The sequence below is a fragment of the Streptomyces sp. NPDC001443 genome (assembly GCF_053597355.1).
In genome coordinates this window covers 42,785-59,732 of the sequence record NZ_JBSFIA010000022.1, presented here as the reverse complement: position 1 = coordinate 59,732, position 16,948 = coordinate 42,785, and the positions used below count along the sequence as shown (strand labels likewise).

15 protein-coding genes are annotated in these 16,948 nt (G+C 72.6%); 10 read left to right on the top strand and 5 right to left on the bottom strand.

Annotated features, from left to right (window positions below; genetic code table 11):
- Positions 1–191: 191 nt before the first annotated feature.
- Complete coding sequence (locus ACWC24_RS22805) at positions 192–866, top strand: TetR/AcrR family transcriptional regulator (protein ID WP_450664691.1); 675 nt, start codon at positions 192–194, stop codon at positions 864–866.
- On the opposite strand, the gene ACWC24_RS22800 is transcribed toward ACWC24_RS22805, so the two are convergent.
- Positions 854–2,356: an LVIVD repeat-containing protein gene (locus tag ACWC24_RS22800; RefSeq protein ID WP_450664690.1), complete on the bottom strand. Its 1,503-nt coding sequence runs from the start codon at positions 2,354–2,356 to the stop codon at positions 854–856. The genes ACWC24_RS22805 and ACWC24_RS22800 overlap by 13 nt on opposite strands.
- Positions 2,357–2,567: 211 nt before the next feature.
- Here ACWC24_RS22800 and ACWC24_RS22795 point away from each other — a divergent pair, with 211 nt between their 5' ends.
- Entirely contained in the window at positions 2,568–3,227 is a 660-nt protein-coding gene (locus tag ACWC24_RS22795; protein ID WP_450664689.1) for a DUF305 domain-containing protein, read from the top strand.
- Between the two features lie 88 nt (positions 3,228–3,315).
- Here ACWC24_RS22795 and ACWC24_RS22790 read toward each other — a convergent pair whose 3' ends face one another.
- Positions 3,316–3,885 (bottom strand): DUF6214 family protein, encoded by a 570-nt coding sequence (locus tag ACWC24_RS22790; protein ID WP_450664688.1) that lies wholly within the window; start codon positions 3,883–3,885, stop codon positions 3,316–3,318.
- 209 nt (positions 3,886–4,094) lie between these two features.
- Between ACWC24_RS22790 and ACWC24_RS22785 the strand changes: the two genes are divergently transcribed.
- From ACWC24_RS22785 to ACWC24_RS22775, 3 genes are all read left to right on the top strand, one after another.
- Complete coding sequence (locus ACWC24_RS22785; RefSeq protein ID WP_450664687.1) at positions 4,095–5,450, top strand: FAD-dependent oxidoreductase; 1,356 nt, start codon at positions 4,095–4,097, stop codon at positions 5,448–5,450.
- Positions 5,451–5,748: 298 nt separating this feature from the next.
- Entirely contained in the window at positions 5,749–6,726 is a 978-nt protein-coding gene (locus ACWC24_RS22780; RefSeq protein ID WP_450664686.1) for a pectate lyase family protein, read from the top strand.
- Between the two features lie 31 nt (positions 6,727–6,757).
- The gene (locus tag ACWC24_RS22775; protein ID WP_450664685.1) at positions 6,758–7,564 is read left to right on the top strand and encodes a pectate lyase; all 807 of its coding nucleotides are present in this window, start codon (positions 6,758–6,760) and stop codon (positions 7,562–7,564) included.
- Between the two features lie 31 nt (positions 7,565–7,595).
- Here the strand turns inward: ACWC24_RS22775 and ACWC24_RS22770 are convergent, their stop codons facing one another.
- Positions 7,596–8,543 (bottom strand): PaaX family transcriptional regulator C-terminal domain-containing protein, encoded by a 948-nt coding sequence (locus ACWC24_RS22770; RefSeq protein WP_450664767.1) that lies wholly within the window; start codon positions 8,541–8,543, stop codon positions 7,596–7,598.
- Positions 8,544–8,620: 77 nt separating this feature from the next.
- Between ACWC24_RS22770 and ACWC24_RS22765 the strand changes: the two genes are divergently transcribed.
- Positions 8,621–10,333, top strand: a complete 1,713-nt coding sequence (locus tag ACWC24_RS22765) for a DNA alkylation response protein (RefSeq protein WP_450664684.1) — start codon at positions 8,621–8,623, stop codon at positions 10,331–10,333.
- A gap of 3 nt (positions 10,334–10,336) precedes the next feature.
- On the opposite strand, the gene ACWC24_RS22760 is transcribed toward ACWC24_RS22765, so the two are convergent.
- A complete protein-coding gene (locus ACWC24_RS22760) occupies positions 10,337–10,921 on the bottom strand; it encodes an Rv1733c family protein (protein ID WP_450664683.1) in 585 nt (194 codons plus the stop codon).
- Positions 10,922–11,157: 236 nt separating this feature from the next.
- Here ACWC24_RS22760 and ACWC24_RS22755 point away from each other — a divergent pair, with 236 nt between their 5' ends.
- The 4 genes from ACWC24_RS22755 (at position 11,158) to ACWC24_RS22740 (ending at position 15,254) form a co-directional block, all read left to right on the top strand.
- Positions 11,158–12,300: a WD40/YVTN/BNR-like repeat-containing protein gene (locus ACWC24_RS22755; RefSeq protein WP_450664682.1), complete on the top strand. Its 1,143-nt coding sequence runs from the start codon at positions 11,158–11,160 to the stop codon at positions 12,298–12,300.
- Between the two features lie 226 nt (positions 12,301–12,526).
- Entirely contained in the window at positions 12,527–13,204 is a 678-nt protein-coding gene (locus tag ACWC24_RS22750; protein WP_450664681.1) for a uracil-DNA glycosylase, read from the top strand.
- Positions 13,201–14,208, top strand: coding sequence for an N-acetylglucosamine kinase (locus ACWC24_RS22745; RefSeq protein WP_450664680.1), 1,008 nt, complete (start codon positions 13,201–13,203; stop codon positions 14,206–14,208). The genes ACWC24_RS22750 and ACWC24_RS22745 overlap by 4 nt, the downstream gene beginning before the upstream one ends.
- A 122-nt stretch (positions 14,209–14,330) precedes the next feature.
- Positions 14,331–15,254, top strand: coding sequence for a sirohydrochlorin chelatase (locus tag ACWC24_RS22740; protein ID WP_450664679.1), 924 nt, complete (start codon positions 14,331–14,333; stop codon positions 15,252–15,254).
- A gap of 217 nt (positions 15,255–15,471) precedes the next feature.
- Here the strand turns inward: ACWC24_RS22740 and ACWC24_RS22735 are convergent, their stop codons facing one another.
- Positions 15,472–16,503, bottom strand: coding sequence for a lactonase family protein (locus tag ACWC24_RS22735; protein ID WP_450664678.1), 1,032 nt, complete (start codon positions 16,501–16,503; stop codon positions 15,472–15,474).
- Positions 16,504–16,948: the final 445 nt, after the last annotated feature.

The following is a 16,948-nucleotide window of genomic DNA, read 5'->3' as shown; positions in this document are numbered from 1 at the left end:
CGAGAACACCGAGAACACCGAAGTCACAGCACACATCGCCCAAGGCAACTACCAGTGCGGGAAGTACGTCCGCCTCGGACGATCCCCCGCGTCGCCCGAGGCGGACGACAGCCCGGCCGGCCCCGCACAGGGGTCGGCCAGGACGCGTTGAGTATAGTTGGCTGTCGGCCAGTCAACGCAGGAGTTCCAGCATGTCCCCGCGCAGCGCCTCGGTCAATGAAGAATTGCGGCGGCGTTCCCGGGAGCGGCTGCTTCAGGCGACGGTCGAACTGGTCCGGGAGCGTGGGTACGAGGCCACGACGCTCGGCGACATAGCCGACCGCGCGGGATCCGCGCGGGGCCTGGTCTCCTACTACTTCCCCGGCAAACGCCACCTCGTGCAGTCGGCCGTGCACCGGCTGATGCACCGCACCCTGGACGAGGCGCTGGAGCGCGAACCGTGCACCGAGGACGGGCGGGAGCGGATGGCACGGGCAGTCGACGCGGTTCTCGGACTGGCCCGGGACCAGCCCGTGCTGATGCGCACGCACATGGCGGGACTGCTCCAGGCGGAAGGCTTCGTGCAGTGTCCGGAGCAGCAGCGGCTGGCCGAACTGCTGCGGGACACCGTGGTCCGGCGCGGCTCGCAGAACGTCGACGCCGACTACCCGATGCTGCGCTCCCTGCTCATGGGCGCCGTCTACGCGATGGTCCTGCCGAACGTGCCCCTGCCGATCACGCCGCTGCGCGCCGAACTGTTCGAACGGTACGGGCTGGACTGGGAGATGGGCGTCCCGCCGGACACCGAGGCGGCCGGCGGGACGGGACAGACGGACATGTCGCGGTTCTTCGCGACGGACTGCCGACCGGTCGATCAGTCGAAGTAGTCCGGCTGGGTCTGCACGTTCAGCTCGCGCAACCGCACCCGCTTCGCCGGATCCGTGCGCCGGTCACTCAGCTTCAGGACGTCGAAGCCCTTGGCGATGTCGTTCGAGTAGATGTAGCCGTTGTAGTAGTACGCCGACCACGAACCGCCGATGGAGAGCGTGGTCGTGGACAGCGGGCCGCGCTCGAAGTAGGCGATCTCCTTCGGGGCGGTGGAGTCGGTGAAGTCCCAGACCGAGACGCCCCCCTGGTACCAGGCCTGGACCATGATGTCCTTGCCCTTGACCGGGATCAGCGATCCGTTGTGGGCCACGCAGTTCTCGGTGTCGGCCTGGTGGCGGGGGATCTTGTAGTAGGCGCGGAAGACGAGCTTGCGCCGGTCGCCCTTGCCGACGATGTCGTAGATGCCGTCGGCACCGCGGTCCGGACCCACGGTCGCGTTGCAGGTGGCGGCCCCTCCGCCGCCGAGTTCGTCGGTGAACACGACCTTGTTCGCCTTCTGGTTGAAGGTCGCCGAGTGCCAGAACGCGAAGTTGACGTTGTCCTCGACCTGGTCGATCACCTTCGGGTGTTCGGGATCCTTGATGGAGAACAGGATGCCGTCGCCCATGCACGCGCCCGCGGCCAGGTCCTTCTCCGGCAGCACGGTGATGTCGTGGCAGCCGGTGGTCTTGGAGACACCGGGGTTGGTGGGCGCGCCCGGGTTGCCGCCGCCGTCCGGGCCCTCACCGGGGAACAGGACGGGGAAGCTCACCACCGCGGCCTTCTCGGGGGCGTTGCGCGGCACCTTGATCACCGAGATGCCGTCGTGCGGCGGCCGGCAGTCGGGGTAGGTGGCGCTCGGCGAGTACGAGGAGACGTAGATGTAGACGTTCCTGCGCTCGGGCACCAGGGAGTGGGTGTGTGAACCGCAGGCGGTCTCGACCGCGGCGACGTACTTCGGGTTCGCCTTGTCGCTGATGTCGAAGATCTTCATGCCCTCCCACGACGACTTCTCGGTCGCGGGCTGGGTGGTGCTGTTGCAACTGCTGTCGCTGCGTGAGGAGTCGGTGGACAGGAACAGCAGGTCGCCGGAGACGGAGACGTCGTTCTGCGAGCCGGGGCACAGCACCTGGGCGACCGTCCTGGGCGCCTTCGGGTTGCCGATGTCGAAGATCCGGAAGCCGTCGTAGTTGCCGGCGAAGGCGTATCCGCCCTGGAAGGCCAGATCCGAGTTGAGGCCGGTGAAGGCGTCCTTGGGGACGTTGGCCAGGTGCTCGATGTCGGCGGAGTGGACGATCTCGTCCTGCCCGGGTATCTCGCCGTCGGCGATCGCCCGCGCCGCCTGGGCCTCGGCCCCGGCGGAGACCTCCTGCCGCGCCGCCGGGCCGTCCCCCGGGTCGGGGGTGGCGGCCGCCGGTACCGCGGTGAGCAGCGCGGCCAGGAGTCCGGCCGCGATCGCGCCGACTCCGGTTCTTCTGTGCCGTGTTCGGGGATGGTTCGACAGGGTCACTGCATCCTCCCTCGTCGCATGCACACGGGAACGGTTCACGCTCCCCCGAAGTATCGTATTGGTCATGCACATACCAAAAGAGGGCAACGGGCCAGTCGGCGAACCGCCCGAACCATGACGCACGGGGTACCTCTCCCGCTCCTCCTCCCCTGTCCGTACCAGCCTGTCCCGCTCGTGCCGTTGCCCAACCCGCCTGCCACAGGAGGACGTTGTGCTCACTCGTCACTCGTCCCGTACGTCCCTCGCCCTGGCTTCCGCGGTCGCCGTGGCCGTACTCGCGCTCGGCGGCTGCGACTCGGATTCCGGATCCGGGCCCGGGCCGGCCGGGACCGGCGGCCCCTCGGTGATCGTGCCGGGCGGGCCCGGCGAGGCGAACCGGACCCTGTCCGCCGAGGAGGCGGCCCGGCAGCGCGCCGATGACGACACCCCCGACGCGGCGGACCTCCGGTACGCGCGCCACATGATCGAACACCACGCCCAGGCCCTGGAGATGACCCGGCTGGCCCCCGACCGCGCGGAGTCGGCGGGCGTCAGACGGATCGCCGAGCGAATAGCCGCGGCCCAGGGGCCGGAGATCACCGCGATGGAGAGCTGGCTGAAGCCCTACGCCGAGGACGGCCGCGTCGGCACGCACGACCACACCGCGATGCCCGGCATGGCGACCGCGGCTCAGCTCACGGAGTTGCGCGCGGCCAGGGGCAAGGCCTTCGACGAGCTGTTCCTCACCTTGATGATCGCCCACCACGAAGGGGCGATCATCATGGCCACGGAGGTGAAGGCGCAGGGCAACAACGTCCGGATCGAGGAGATGGCCGACGACGTGATCGCCCAGCAGACGAGCGAGATCACCCGCATGCAGGGGATGCGGTAGGCGGACCAGGCGCAGGAGACGGAGCAGCCGCAGGACGTGGGACGCGCGGCGGACGAGGAAGCCGAGGCCGCCGGAGGACCCGCCCCCGTCAGCGCCGCGCGTGGCGCGGTGCCAGGTACCCGGCGTCCCGGGCCCGCGAGATCATCCTGAGCGACCTGCGACGGCTGCACCCGGTGGCGCACATCACCGCGAGCACGGGGTCGGCACCCTCCCGCTGGGCCGCCCGGTACTCCTGCGCGACCAGCCATCGCCCCTCGATACCGCGCGGCCAGGCGGGACGGGCGCGGCGCACGGAGGAGGGCGCGGCACCGGGACCGAAGCCGAGACCAAGGCCGAGGCCGAGGCCGAGGCCGAGGCCGCAGACGGTCTCACCGATGTCGCACTCGGGCGCCCCGGCCGGACCCTCGCCCGCCCTCTGCCCCCGTTCGACGGACGGCCCGCACACCTCGTACAGCGGACCCGAGATCCAGTCAGGAAGCACCACGAGGTCACCGAGGGAGAGGGGCGGCTGCGCCCGGACGTCCTCGATCGAGACGCGGCCACCGGACACCACGGCGAGCACGTCGACCCGGGCTCCGTCGGCGAAGGCCAGCCCGACGTCGAACCACGCGGTCACATCCGCCCCCTCCCGCAGTTCCCACGCAGGCCACACGGACACGACACCGTCCGAAGCGGAACGATCGGAAAGATCAAGAAAGGATGCATCCGGCACACACGTGACGTAACCGCATGATCACATTCCACAAGAACGGACACGCGCACGCCCAAACGCCACAGCACCCTGTCAGCGCAGCCGCCGCGGTGCCATGCTGAAGTCGTCAGCGACCTCCTCCGAACCCCCGTACCCCTCGGACAAGGAGTTCCGCCGTGCTGCGTGTCGCCGTCGTCGGCTCCGGGCCGAGCGGGTGCTACACCGCCCAGAACCTCGTCGAACTGGACTCCGGGGCGTACGTCGACGTCCTGGACCGGCTGCCGTGCCCGTACGGACTGGTCCGCTACGGCGTGGCACCCGACCACGAGAAGATCAAGTCGCTCCAGAACAACCTGCGCACGGTCCTGGAGCACGAACGGGTGCGCTTCCTCGGCGGGGTACGGGTCGGCGCCGAGGGAATCCCGGCCGCCCGGCTCCTGGAGCTGTACCACGCGGTGGTGTACTGCGTGGGCGCGGCCACCGACCGGCACCTCGGGATCCCCGGCGAGGACCTGCCGGGGAGCTGGTCGGCGACGGAGTTCGTGTCCTGGTACAGCGCCCACCCGGACGCCGGGGACGACCGCTACGTGACCGGGGCCCGTTCGGCCGTGGTCATCGGCGTGGGGAACGTCGCCGTCGACGTGGCGCGGATGCTGGCCCGCGGCCCGGCCGAGCTCAGCCCCACCGACATGCCGCAGGCCGCCCTGGCCGCGCTGGCCGAGAGCGGGGTGCGGGACATCCGGATGGTGGGCCGCCGCGGCCCGTCCCAGGCCCGCTTCACCACCAAGGAGCTGCGCGAGCTGGGCTCCCTGCCGGACACCGAGGTCACGGTGGATCCCGCCGAGCTGGCCGCGGATCCGGCGTACGGCGATCCCGGCGGCCTGCCCGCCGCGCAGCGCCGCAACATCGAGGTGCTGCGCGGCTGGGCGGCGCGACCGCCGACGGAGGCCGCGCGCCGGATCGGGCTGCGCTTCTTCCTGCGGCCGGTGGAAGTGCTCGCCGACGACGGGCGCGTGGGCGCGGTGCGTTTCGAGCGCACGGAGCCCGACGGACACGGCGGGGTGCGGGGCACCGGCCGGTACGAGGACGTCGAGGCGCAGCTGGTGCTGCGGTCGGTGGGCTACCGCGGGCTGCCGCTGGAGGGCCTGCCGTTCGACGCGGACCACGGCACGGTTCCGCAGCTCGCCGGACGCGTGCTGCGCGCGGGCGCCGTGTCGCCGGGCGAGTACGTGGCGGGCTGGATCAAGCGCGGACCGACCGGGGTCATCGGCACCAACCGGTCGTGCGCGAAGGAGACGGTGGCCTCACTGCTCGCGGACGCCCCGGCGCTCGGTGCGAGGGAGCTGCCCGAGGACCCGCTCGCGGCTCTGCGGGCCGAGGGGGTCGAGCCGGTCACCTGGGCGGGCTGGCTGGCGATCGAACGCGCCGAGGCCGAGCTCGGGGCCTCTCTGGGGCGAGGTGTCGTCAAGCTGCCGGACTGGCAATCGCTGCTGGCCGCGGCCCGGACCCCGGTCGGACCGGGACACCCGTAGCGGCCCGCGACGCTGCTTTTCGGCTCACGACTCTGTTCACCCCCTGAGTGCCATCTCGCCGTGGGAGCGCTCCCGCGCCCGACCCGGCAAGCCCTCGCCGTCGACGGGGAGTACCGGAACAGGTTCTGCGCGAGGCGTTGACTAGAAAGCGCTTGCCATCTACGTTCCGTTCAGCAGCGTGACCGATGCCTCGGGCGCAAGCCACGCAAAGGCCACGCTGACCGCACGCAGTGTTCTACATGGCGTACGTCATGCACATACATGACCACCCTGACCCCCACTGAAGGGACGCACCCGCATGCGCACTCGCCTCCCGCGCACCCATGCACGGAGCTCCGCACTGGCCGCCGGCGCCGCCGCTCTCGCCACGGCCGTCGTCCTCGCCCTCCCCCAGCCGGCCGGGGCGGCCGACACCTCCCCGGTCGGGTTCGGCGCCGGGACCACCGGCGGTGGCAGCAGCACGGCGGTCACCGTCACGACCCTGGCCGCCTTCAAGACGGCGGTGACGGGCGACTCGGCCAAGGTCGTCAAGGTCAACGGCCTGATCTCGCTGAGCGGTCAGGTCGACATCGGGTCCAACACCACGGTCCTGGGCGTCGGTTCGGCGTCCGGCTTCACCGGTGGCGGGCTGCGGCTGAAGAAGGTGACCAACGTCGTCATCCGCAACCTCAACATCAGCAAGCCGGTGGCGCCCGCCGACGGCATCACCGTCCAGGCCTCCACGAAGGTGTGGGTCGACCACAACTCCTTCTCGTCGGACCGCGACCACGACAAGGACTACTACGACGGCCTGCTCGACATCACGCACGGCTCGGACTACGTCACGGTGTCCTGGAACACCTTCAAGGACCACTACAAGGGCTCGCTCGTCGGCCACAGCGACAGCAACGCGAGCGAGGACACCGGGCATCTGCGGGTGACGTACCACCACAACTGGTTCAACAACGTCAACTCGCGCATCCCCAGCCTGCGTTTCGGCACCGGGCACTTCTACGACAACTACGTGGTCGGCGCCGACACCGCGGTGCACTCGCGGATGGGCGCCCAGATGTTCGTCCAGAACAACGTGTTCCGCTCGACCGCGGTCGCCGTGACGACGAGCCGCGACAGCGACGTGGACGGCTACGCCAACCTGAGCGGCAACGACCTCGGCGGCGCCGCCACCGAGATCTCCCGGACGGGCACCTTCACCAGCCCGCCGTACAGCTACACCGCCGAACCCGCCTCGACCGTCGTCGCCTCGGTGACCGCGGGCGCGGGCGCGGGAAAGATCTGACAACCCCCCATCCGGAAGCAGGTATCGGGACATGACCCCACCCGCACGGCCACGCACCCGACGGCGCGCCGTCACCGGCTCCCTGGCCGCCCTCGGTCTTTCGATTGGCATGATCACGGCAAGCGGTGCACTCACGCCCGCGAACGCTGCCACCTGGCCCACCGCGAGCGGCAGCCAGGCCGTCTCGTCCACCATCTCGGTCTCCGGCACCAAGGACTACGGGATGCTGCGCCTCTACGGCACCGGCGACCTGGGCAGCGGCAGCCAGGACGAGGACCAGGGGCCGATCCTGGAACTGGCCGCCGGCACCGTCCTGAAGAACGTCATCATCGGCGCCCCCGCCGCCGACGGCATCCACTGCCTGGGCAGTTGCACGCTCCAGAACGTCTGGTGGGAGGACGTCGGCGAGGACGCGGCGACCTTCCTGGGCTCCTCCTCGTCCAACGTGTACACCGTCTCCGGCGGCGGCGCGAAGGAAGCCAGCGACAAGGTGTTCCAGTTCAACGGCGCCGGCACCCTGAACGTCTCGAACTTCGCGGTGCAGACCTTCGGCACCTTCGTCCGCTCGTGCGGCAACTGCAAGACGCAGTACAAGCGGACGATCAACCTCAACACCATCGAGGCGACGTACAAGGGCAGCAAGCTCGTCGGCATCAACACCAACTACGGCGACAGCGCGACCCTGAAGAAGATCACCATCGTCGGGGACTCCAGCAAGAAGATCGTCCCCTGCCAGAAGTACATCGGCAACAACACGGGCGCGGAGCCGACCACGAACGGCTCGGGCCCCGACAGCACCTACTGCAAGTACGCCACCTCGGACATCACCTACAAGTGACCGTCCGCGCGGCGGCCGCACGGCACCGGGTTCACCGGGCGCCCGCGGCCGCCGCGCCTCCGTCCGGGCCACGACCGCGATCGGACTCCGCCTCCCCGCCACGGCCGCCCCCGGACTCCGACTCGCCGTCCTGACGGCCGGATTGCGGCACCGTCCGCGCCAACTCTCCCTGGTAGCCCGTGTACACGGAGCGCAGCGCCGCCCCGGGCCAGTCGTCCGGCAGGAGTTCGGGGGGCAGCACGGGGTCGGCGAGCAGATGGCGTACGACCGCCGCGAAGCCGGTGAGGCGGTCGGCCGGGCGGTCGGCGCGGGCCACATGGGCGAGCAGGGACCGGGCGGTGGCGGCCCAGTCGTCCAGCGGCCACAGGCTCGCGGCCAGCCCGGCCGAAGTACGGTCGGCCGCCGGGCCGACGCCTGCCGGACCTGCGCCTGCCGGGCCGTCGGCCGCGGTCACGCCGGCCCCGGGCCGGTCGGCCACGGCCGCGGTTCCGCCGGGGCGCGCGATGTAGTGCTGGGCCACCGCCTCCAGGTCTTCCGGCAGCGTGCGCAGCAGATTGGCGGGCCGCAGCCAGACGCCCTCGCGGAGTTCGGCCAGCCGGAGCGCGGCCAGCCGGGCCCTGAGGTCGGCGCGTTCGGCGGGGCCGCGCCCGGTCGCCGTGATCACCACCATCTCCCAGTCGCCGTGCCACGGGCGCGTGCGGGGCCGCACGGCCTCGTCCTGACGGCGCTGGCGGGACAGCAGCCGGTCGCTGAGGCCGTAGACGGCGTCCGTACGCCGCAGATCGCCCGCCGCCACCATCCGGCTCAGCGCCGCACGGAGCGCCGACCCGCCGACGCCGAAGGGCTCGACGGCGCTGACGAGGTCGCGCACCGGGAGTTCGGGCGGGTGGGCGCCGAGCAGCAGGCTCAGCACGACCGAGCGCGCGGACAGGGGCCGCAGGTCGACCTCGCCCGGCTCGGCCGGCACGTTCATCCGCAGGGGCACGGCACGTACTTTACGTGCGCCCCGTTATTGCATCATTGCTACGGCCGCAGCGAAGGTGCAACATGGACGGCATGGTCTCGACACTCGCGCACGAGCAGCCGCAGCACGACGCCCCGCACGCAGCCCCGGACGGCGTCGGCCACCGCCCCACCCGTGATGCCACCCAAGACGTCACCAACCAGGCCCCTCCCCTGGCCCCGTACGACGCCTCGGCCGACACGGCACTGCTGGAGGGGCTGCGCCGGGAGGGAGCCGGCTGGGCCGAGGACGACGTCCGACGCCTCGGTGTGCTGGCCGGCGGCGCCGAGGCGCAGGAGTGGGCCGAGCTGGCCAACCGCCACGAGCCCGAGCTGCGCACCCACGACCGCTACGGCAACCGCGTCGACGAGGTCGACTTCCATCCGAGCTGGCACCAGCTGATGCGGACCGCGGTCGCCGAGGGCCTGGCCGGCTCCCCCTGGGCGGACGAACGACCCGGTGCCCACGTGGCCCGCACGGCCGGCGGCCTGGTGTGGGGACACACCGACGCCGGGCACGGCTGCCCCACCTCGATGACGTACGCCGCCGTCCCCGCCCTGCGCCGCCAGCCGGAGCTCGCCAAGATCTACGAACCCCTGCTGACCAGCAGGGAGTACGAGCCGGGGCTGCGGGTGCCGGCCGAGAAGCGCGGACTGCTCGCGGGCATGGGGATGACCGAGAAGCAGGGCGGCTCGGACGTCCGTACGAACACGACCGTGGCCACGCCCACCGCCGAGCCGGGCGTGTACACCCTGCGCGGGCACAAGTGGTTCACCTCGGCGCCGATGTGCGACGTCTTCCTGGTGCTGGCCCAGGCGCCGGACGGTCTGTCCTGCTTCCTGGTCCCGCGGGTCCTGCCCGACGGCAGCCGCAACACCTTCCGCATCCAGCGGCTGAAGGACAAGCTCGGCAACCGGTCCAACGCCTCCTCCGAGCCGGAGTTCGACGGGACGGTGGCGTGGCTGGTGGGGCCCGAGGGGCACGGCGTCAAGACCATCATCGAGATGGTCAACTGCACACGGCTGGACTGCGTGATGATGTCGGCGGCGCTGATGCGCAAGACGCTCGTGGAGGCGGGACACCATGTGCGCCACCGCAGCGCCTTCGGCGCGCGACTGCTGGACCAGCCGTTGATGCGCAACGTCCTGGCCGACCTCGCGCTGGAGTCGGAGGCCGCGACGACGCTCACCCTGCGACTGGCGGGCGCGGCGGACCGGGCGGTGCGCGGGGACGCCGGTGAGCGGACGTTCCGCCGGATCGCCACCGCCGTCGGCAAGTACTGGGTCACCAAGCGCGGCCCCGCCTTCACGGCGGAGGCGCTGGAGTGCCTGGGCGGCAACGGCTACGTGGAGGAGTCGGGCATGCCCCGGCACTACCGCGAGGCGCCCCTGCTGTCGATCTGGGAGGGCTCGGGGAACGTCAACGCCCTCGACGTGCTCAGGGCGCTCGGGCGCGAACCCGGTGCCGCGGACGCCCTGTTCGCCGAACTCGACCTGGCCCGGGGTGCGGACGCCCGCCTGGACGCGACGGTGTCCCGGCTCAGGAGCGGCCTGGCCGGCGCGTCGCCGTCCGGCGCCCGTCGGCTGGTGGAGCTGATGGCCCTCGCCCTCCAGGCCTCCCTGCTGGTGCGGTACGCCCCGCCCGCGGTCGCCGACGCCTTCTGCGCGACCCGGCTCGGCGGCGACTGGGGGTACGCCTTCGGCACGCTGCCCGACTCGGCGGACCTCGACGCGATCCTGAGCCGGGCGCTGCCGGACGGGGAGTGAGCGTCAGCCCGTCCGGTGCCCCCAGAGCGGGTCGAACCGCGCCCAGTCGACGTCCCACTGGTCCATGCGGCGGCGTTCCAGACGGGCGCGGACGGCGCGGCCGACGATGAAGGGGACGGCGGCGGTGCTCACGCCGGCCAGGCCGCCGATCAGGGAGGCCCGCAACCGGGCCTCGTAGGGGGTGGCGGGCCTGCTCACCAGGGTGCCCCGGCGGTCCGTCCAGACCACGACCGGGGTGCCCGCGGTGCTGCCGGGCCGGACCCGGACGAGTCCGGAGTGCGCGGTTCCGTCGACCGCGGTCCAGGCCGCTCTCCCCCACACCCGGTCTCCGCTGGCGTTGCCGGTGTGCGCGGTGGCCCTGCCGGGCGCACGCTCGGAGAGGTGGGCGACGGCGGGGCGCCAGTCCTCGCGCTCGCGGGCCAGTTCGTCCTCGACGGACCGGGTCGCCGTCAGCCCGGCGAGCACCCCGGCGAGGACGGTGAGCACCCCGGCTCCGAGCAGGACCCAGCCCTCCATCGCGTCGGCACGGCGTCTGAGCGGATTGCGCCGCCAGCGCCACAGCCACACCTTCGGACCACGGAACGCCATCGAAGGCTTCCTCCTCGTGAGCGCACGAACATCCCCGACCGCCCTCCCATACGGGAGAGGCGGCCGCGATGCTCAGGGCGAGTCCTCCAGCTCGACGTTCCCACGGGTCCTTCGACCCGCGCAGGCGTCTGTCCGAAAGTGCCCGGAACCTGTTCGTCCAACAGCGCGGACTGGCGTCGCGCGACCGACACCGCGCCCTGTGACCTGCGCGGACGCCGCCCGCGGGATGACTGTCAGTGGCGGGGTGCAGACTGGCCGGTGTCCGAGAGGAATCCGTCGCGGAGGTGATCGGGATGACCGAGGTACTGCTCGCCGTGGGCACGCGCAAGGGCCTGTTCATCGGGCGCCGGCGCGGTGGCTCGTGGGAGTTCGACGAGAGTCCTTGCTTCAACGCCCAGGCCGTGTACTCGGTGGCCGTCGACACCAGGGGCGACACCCCGCGGCTGCTGGCCGGCGGCGACAGCGCCCATTGGGGCCCGTCCGTGTTCCACTCCGACGACCTGGGACGGACGTGGACCGAACCGGCCCGACCCGCCGTCAAGTTCCCGAAGGACACAGGCGCTTCGCTGGAGCGGGTGTGGCAGCTCCACCCGGCGGCGGCCGAGCCGGACGTGGTGTACGCGGGCACGGAACCCGCCGCGCTGTACCGCTCCGAGGACCGCGGCGAGAGCTTCGAACTCGTCCGGCCGCTCTGGGAACACCCCACGCGCTCGCGCTGGGTGCCGGGCGGCGGCGGTGAGGGGCTGCACACCGTGATCACCGACAAGCGGGACGCCTCGGCGGTGACGGTGGCCGTCTCCACGGCGGGGGTGTTCCGCACGACCGACGGCGGCGCGAGCTGGTCGCCGTCCAACTCCGGTGTCTCCGCGGTGTTCCTGCCGGATCCGAACCCCGAGTTCGGCCAGTGCGTGCACAAGATCGCCCAGGACGCGGCGACCCCGGACCGTCTGTACCTCCAGAACCACTGGGGGGTGTACCGCAGCGACGACGCGGGCGCCCACTGGACCGACATCGGCGAGGGGCTGCCGTCCACGTTCGGGTTCGCCGCCGCCGCACACCCCCACCGGGGCGACACGGCGTACGTGTACCCGATCAACGCCGACGCGGACCGGGTGCCCGCCGACCGGCGGTGCCGGCTGTTCCGTACGGCGGACGCGGGCCGGAGCTGGGAGCCGCTGTCGGCGGGCCTGCCCCAGGAGGACCACTACGGCACGGTGCTGCGCGACGCGCTCTGCACCGACGACGCCGACCCCGCGGGTGTGTACTTCGGCAACCGCAACGGCGAGGTGTACGCGTCGGCCGACGACGGCGACAGCTGGCGGCAACTGGTGTCCCACCTGCCGGACGTGCTGTGCGTCCGGGCGGCGGTCGTCGCCTGACGGAGGAGAGGCCCGGCAGCGGAAAGACCCCCGCAGAGGAAGCCCCGACAGAGGAACGCCTCGGCAGAGGAACGCCTCGACGGAAGCAACGTCTCGACAGAAGAAAGAGGAGACAGCAGCACCTGATGGAACCAACGCACGTGATGACGAAGCCTGTTGGGCCGCCCTTGCCCGGCCTTGGCCACCGGTTGATCGCCATCGCCCGTACGGCAGTAGGGTGACGCCCGTGGCACCACGACCCTTGCACGAGATCGTCGAACCCGGCTGGGCCCAGGCCCTCGCACCCGTGGCCGGGAAGATCGCCGAAATGGGCGACTTCCTGCGCGCGGAGATCGCCGCCGGACGCACCTATCTCCCGGCCGGACCGAACGTCCTGCGAGCCTTCCAGCAGCCCTTCGACGAGGTACGCGTCCTCATCGTCGGTCAGGACCCCTACCCCACCCCGGGACACGCCGTGGGCCTGTCGTTCTCGGTCGCGCCCGAGGTACGACCGCTGCCGGGCAGTCTCATCAACATCTACCGCGAGCTGACCGCCGATCTGGGGGTGCCTCCGCCGACCAACGGCGATCTGACGCCGTGGACCCAGCAGGGCGTGCTACTGCTCAACAGGGCGCTGACCACCGCTCCGCGCTCGCCGGCCGCGCACCGGGGCAAGGGCTGGGAGGAAGTCACCGAGCAGGCGATACGGGCCCTTGCCGCGCGCGGCAAGCCCCTCGTGTCCATCCTCTGGGGCCGTGACGCCCGCAACCTGCGCCCGCTCCTCGGGCAGCTCCCGGCGGTGGAGTCGGCCCATCCCTCCCCCATGTCGGCCGACCGTGGATTCTTCGGCTCCCGCCCCTTCAGCCGGGCCAACGACCTGCTGATCGGCCAGGGCGGTCAGCCCGTGGACTGGCGCCTGCCGTGACCGGCCGGGGCGTCCCGGCCGGTCTGCTCGCCGTGGACTCCGGAGGCTCCGGACTGCGTGCGGCCCTCGCCGTCGCGGACCGGGGCGTCCTGGCCCGGCGGGCGTCCACCGTGCCGGTGCGCACCGGCGCGCGGGGCATCGACCCGGGGCACCTCATGGAACAACTGGTGCCGATGGTCCGGGCGTTGACCGCCGAGACCGGAGTGCGCGAGCTGGCCGCGGCCGTCGTCGGCGCGGCCGGGCTGAGCACGCTGGGCGACGCCCTGCGCGCCGAACTCCCGGACGCGCTGGCCCGGGAGTTCGGGGTGGCGAAGGTCGCCCTGGCGGCCGACGCCGTCACCGCGTACGTCGGCGCCCTCGGACCGGGCCCGGGAGCCGTGATCGCCGCCGGGACCGGGCTGATCGCGATCGGCACGGACCTCGCCCACTGGCGTCGCGCGGACGGCTGGGGACATCTGCTCGGCGACTGCGGCGGTGGCGCGTGGATCGGACGGGCCGGCCTGGAGGCCGCGCTGCGCGCGCACGACGGACGGCCGGGCGGATCGGCCCGGCTGCGCGCCCGCGCCGAGGCCGAGTTCGGGCCGCTCCCCACGCTGCCCGGCCGGCTCTACCCACGCGCCGACCGGGCCGCCGTCCTGGCCTCCTTCGCACCCGGTGTGGCCGACTGCGCGCACCAGGGCGACCCCGTCGCCCTGGACATCCTGGGCGCGGCCGCACGGCAGATGGCCGAGTCCGCGGCCGCCGTCTGCCCGGTCTCGGGCGGACCCCGGATCGCCCTCACCGGTGGCCTGTTCAGGATGGGCGACCCCCTGCTCCGCCCGCTGGAGATCGAACTGGCGCAAAAGCTACCCCACGCGCGACAGGTCCCGGCCGTCGGCGATCCCCTGCACGGATCGGTCCGCATGGCCGCTGACCTGGCAACTGGTGCTCTCACTCTGCCGAGTGACGGAACAATGCTGTACGTGGCGCCCAAAAAGGGGATTGCCCCCAGGAAGGACAATTAGCCCGGAAGTCACGCCGATCACTGCTGATCCGCACGTAACTCATCAGACAAAACCGGACGGATACCGCTCACCTGCACCCTCCCCGAACAGGGGAACCCGGTGAGCCAGTAACATGCGGCGCCATGAGCTCCCCCACTGGGCCCGCGTCCGGCCTGCCTGTACGAATGCCGCGCCCCCGCCAGCCTGGGCGGCACCGGCGACCCGAGCCCCTGGCGGCTCCCGAAGGCGCGCCCGCGCTTGTCCTGGCCGTGCCGGGCACCCCCGGTACCGCCACGCGCGGACTCGCCGAGGAGGTCGTGAGCATCGCCCGCTCCGAGCTCCCCGGCCTCGACGCCCGCATCGGTTACCTCGACGGGGACGACGCGGAGTTCCCGACCCTTCAGTCCGTGCTCACGCACGCCGCCGAAGAGCGCACCGCCCGCTACGAGCAGGCCCTCGCCGCCGGCCTCGAGGTCAAGGAGCCGGACGGCCCCGTCGCCGTCGTCGTGCCCCTGCTGGCCGGTCCGGACAGCGCCCTGCTGCGCCAGGTCCGCCAGGCCGTGATGGAGAGCCGGATCGCCGCCGACCTGACCGACGTCCTCGGCCCGCACCCGCTGCTGGCGGAGGCGCTGCACGTGCGTCTGTCCGAGGCGGGTCTGGCCCGCGCGGACCGCGCCCGTCTGTTCACCGTGGCCACCGCCGCGGACGGCATCATCCTGGCCTCGGTCGGTGGCGAGGAGGCCGTGCAGGCCGCCGGGATCACCGGCATGCTGCTCGCCGCGCGCCTGGCCGTGCCGGTGATCGCCGCGGCCCTCGACCAGGAGGGTTCGATCGCCTCCGTCGCCGAGCAGCTCCGCGCCTCGGGCTCGCAGCAGCTGGCGCTGGCGCCCTACCTGATCGGCCCGGAGATCGACGCGGCCCTGGTGGCGGACGCGGCCGAGGAGGCGGGCTGCTCCGCCGCCGAGGCGATCGGCCCCTACCCGGCCATCGGCAAGCTGGCCCTGGCCCAGTACAGCGCGGCCCTGGGCATCGCCCCGCAGCAGCCGCAGGGCACGCCGGCCCACTGACCCGGACGCCTGACCGCGACCCACCGGAAGGGCCCGCTCCGTACGCCGGAGCGGGCCCTTTCGCCTTGCCGGTCCCGGCCGCCCCGGTCCGCCGGGAAGAGGGCTCCCGGCAGACCGGACACAGGGCCCCGCCCTGAGCCCGGCGTGGCGCCACCGTCCCGTCCCGCCCTCAGATGTCCTGCCACCCGGCAGGGCCCCGGCACCGTCCCACCGGTCCTCAGCCGAAGATCACGCAGGAGGCCGCCGGCACCTCGACGCTGCCGCCGTGCCGCGGCAGGCCCGTCTCCGGGTCGACGAAGAACCAGGTGACGTCGCCGGAACGCTCGTTCGCGACGTACAGGAATCCGTCCGACTCGGCGAGCGCGCGGGGCCAGTGCCCGCCGCAGGGGACCGTGCCGACCAGCCGCAGCCCCTCACCCTCGACGGCGAGCACGGACAGCACGTCCTCGCCGCGGGTGGCGGTCCACACGAAGCGCCCGTCGGGCGAGACGGCGATCCCGGAGGGGTAGGCGTCGCCCGCGGGGGCACCGGACAGCACCGGGGTCTCGGCCAGCGGCCTGAGCGAGCCGTGCGCGTCGTCCCAGCGGCAGACGGTGACGGTCGGCGTGAGTTCGTTCAGCACGTAGGCGTACGAGCCGTCGGGATGGAAGGCGAGGTGGCGCGGGCCGGAGCCGGGCCGCAGGGCGCTCTCCCGGTGCAGTACGGGCACGCCGTCGGCCAGTGTGCACACCCGTACGGAATCCGTGCCGAGGTCGACGCTCACGGCCCACCGGCCGCTCGGGGCGGGCTGCACCTGATGGGCGTGCGGCCCCTGCTGGCGGCGCGTGTGGGGACCGGAACCGGTGTGCTCCAGGATCCCGGACACGGCGGCGGCAAGGGTCCCGTCGGGGCGGACGGGCACCGCGCTGACGCTGCCCGATCCGTAGTTGGCGGTCAGGACGTGTCCGTCGAAGACGCTGAGGTGGGTGGGCCCGCTGCCACCGACCAGGATCGGCGGCCCCGCCTGCACCACCTTGTCGCCGTCCACGCGATACGCGGCCACCGCGCCCTCGGTCGTCTCGCTCACCGCGTACAGAGTGCCCCCGTCGGGCGACAGGGCCAGGTAGGAGGGGTCGGGGACGCCGTCCACGCTGTTCAGGACCGTCAGCGCGCCATCGGCCGCGTCCACGGCCGCCGTCACGAGCCCGGGCCCGCCGGCCGCCGTGAACGACCCGATGAACGCCCGCTGCCGCCTGCCGCCGTCTGTCACCGCTGTCCCCTCTCGTCCGCACATGTCGGACGCGACGGTAGCAGTCGGTCGTCAGCGGTCTAGACCAAGACTCCGGTCCGCCGTCGTGCCCGGCACGGGCCGCCGGGTCGTGCGCGCCCGGCCGCCCGCGGACGACTCCGGGCGGGCCGGCCGGACCGGGCCCGCGGAACGTCGGGCGAGCTCGCCGGGCGAACCGTCCGGGCAGTCCTGACCAGGCGCGTCGGGCCGGATCACGAGGTCGCCCCGGGCGCCGTCCGCGCGGTGTGCGCGCGGCCGTCCAGCGGGTCGCACGCAGGAGCCGGTACGGACGCGTGGGCCGGACGTCCGGGCGGCGGGGCCCCCTCCAGGTGACTCCGGAGACGGCTCCGGGAGCGGCCCCGACCCGCCACGACCCGCACCGCGTACGACCGTTTGGAGCATCGGAGCAGGTCGCGCCCGAACCGGT

Coding starts and splice junctions, on each gene's coding strand:
- ACWC24_RS22805 (WP_450664691.1), top strand. CDS start 192: ATGTCCCCGCGCAGCGCCTCGGTCAATGAAGAATTGCGGCGGCGTTCC.
- ACWC24_RS22780 (WP_450664686.1), top strand. CDS start 5,749: ATGCGCACTCGCCTCCCGCGCACCCATGCACGGAGCTCCGCACTGGCC.
- ACWC24_RS22775 (WP_450664685.1), top strand. CDS start 6,758: ATGACCCCACCCGCACGGCCACGCACCCGACGGCGCGCCGTCACCGGC.
- ACWC24_RS22765 (WP_450664684.1), top strand. CDS start 8,621: ATGGTCTCGACACTCGCGCACGAGCAGCCGCAGCACGACGCCCCGCAC.
- ACWC24_RS22760 (WP_450664683.1), bottom strand. CDS start 10,921: ATGGCGTTCCGTGGTCCGAAGGTGTGGCTGTGGCGCTGGCGGCGCAAT.
- ACWC24_RS22740 (WP_450664679.1), top strand. CDS start 14,331: ATGAGCTCCCCCACTGGGCCCGCGTCCGGCCTGCCTGTACGAATGCCG.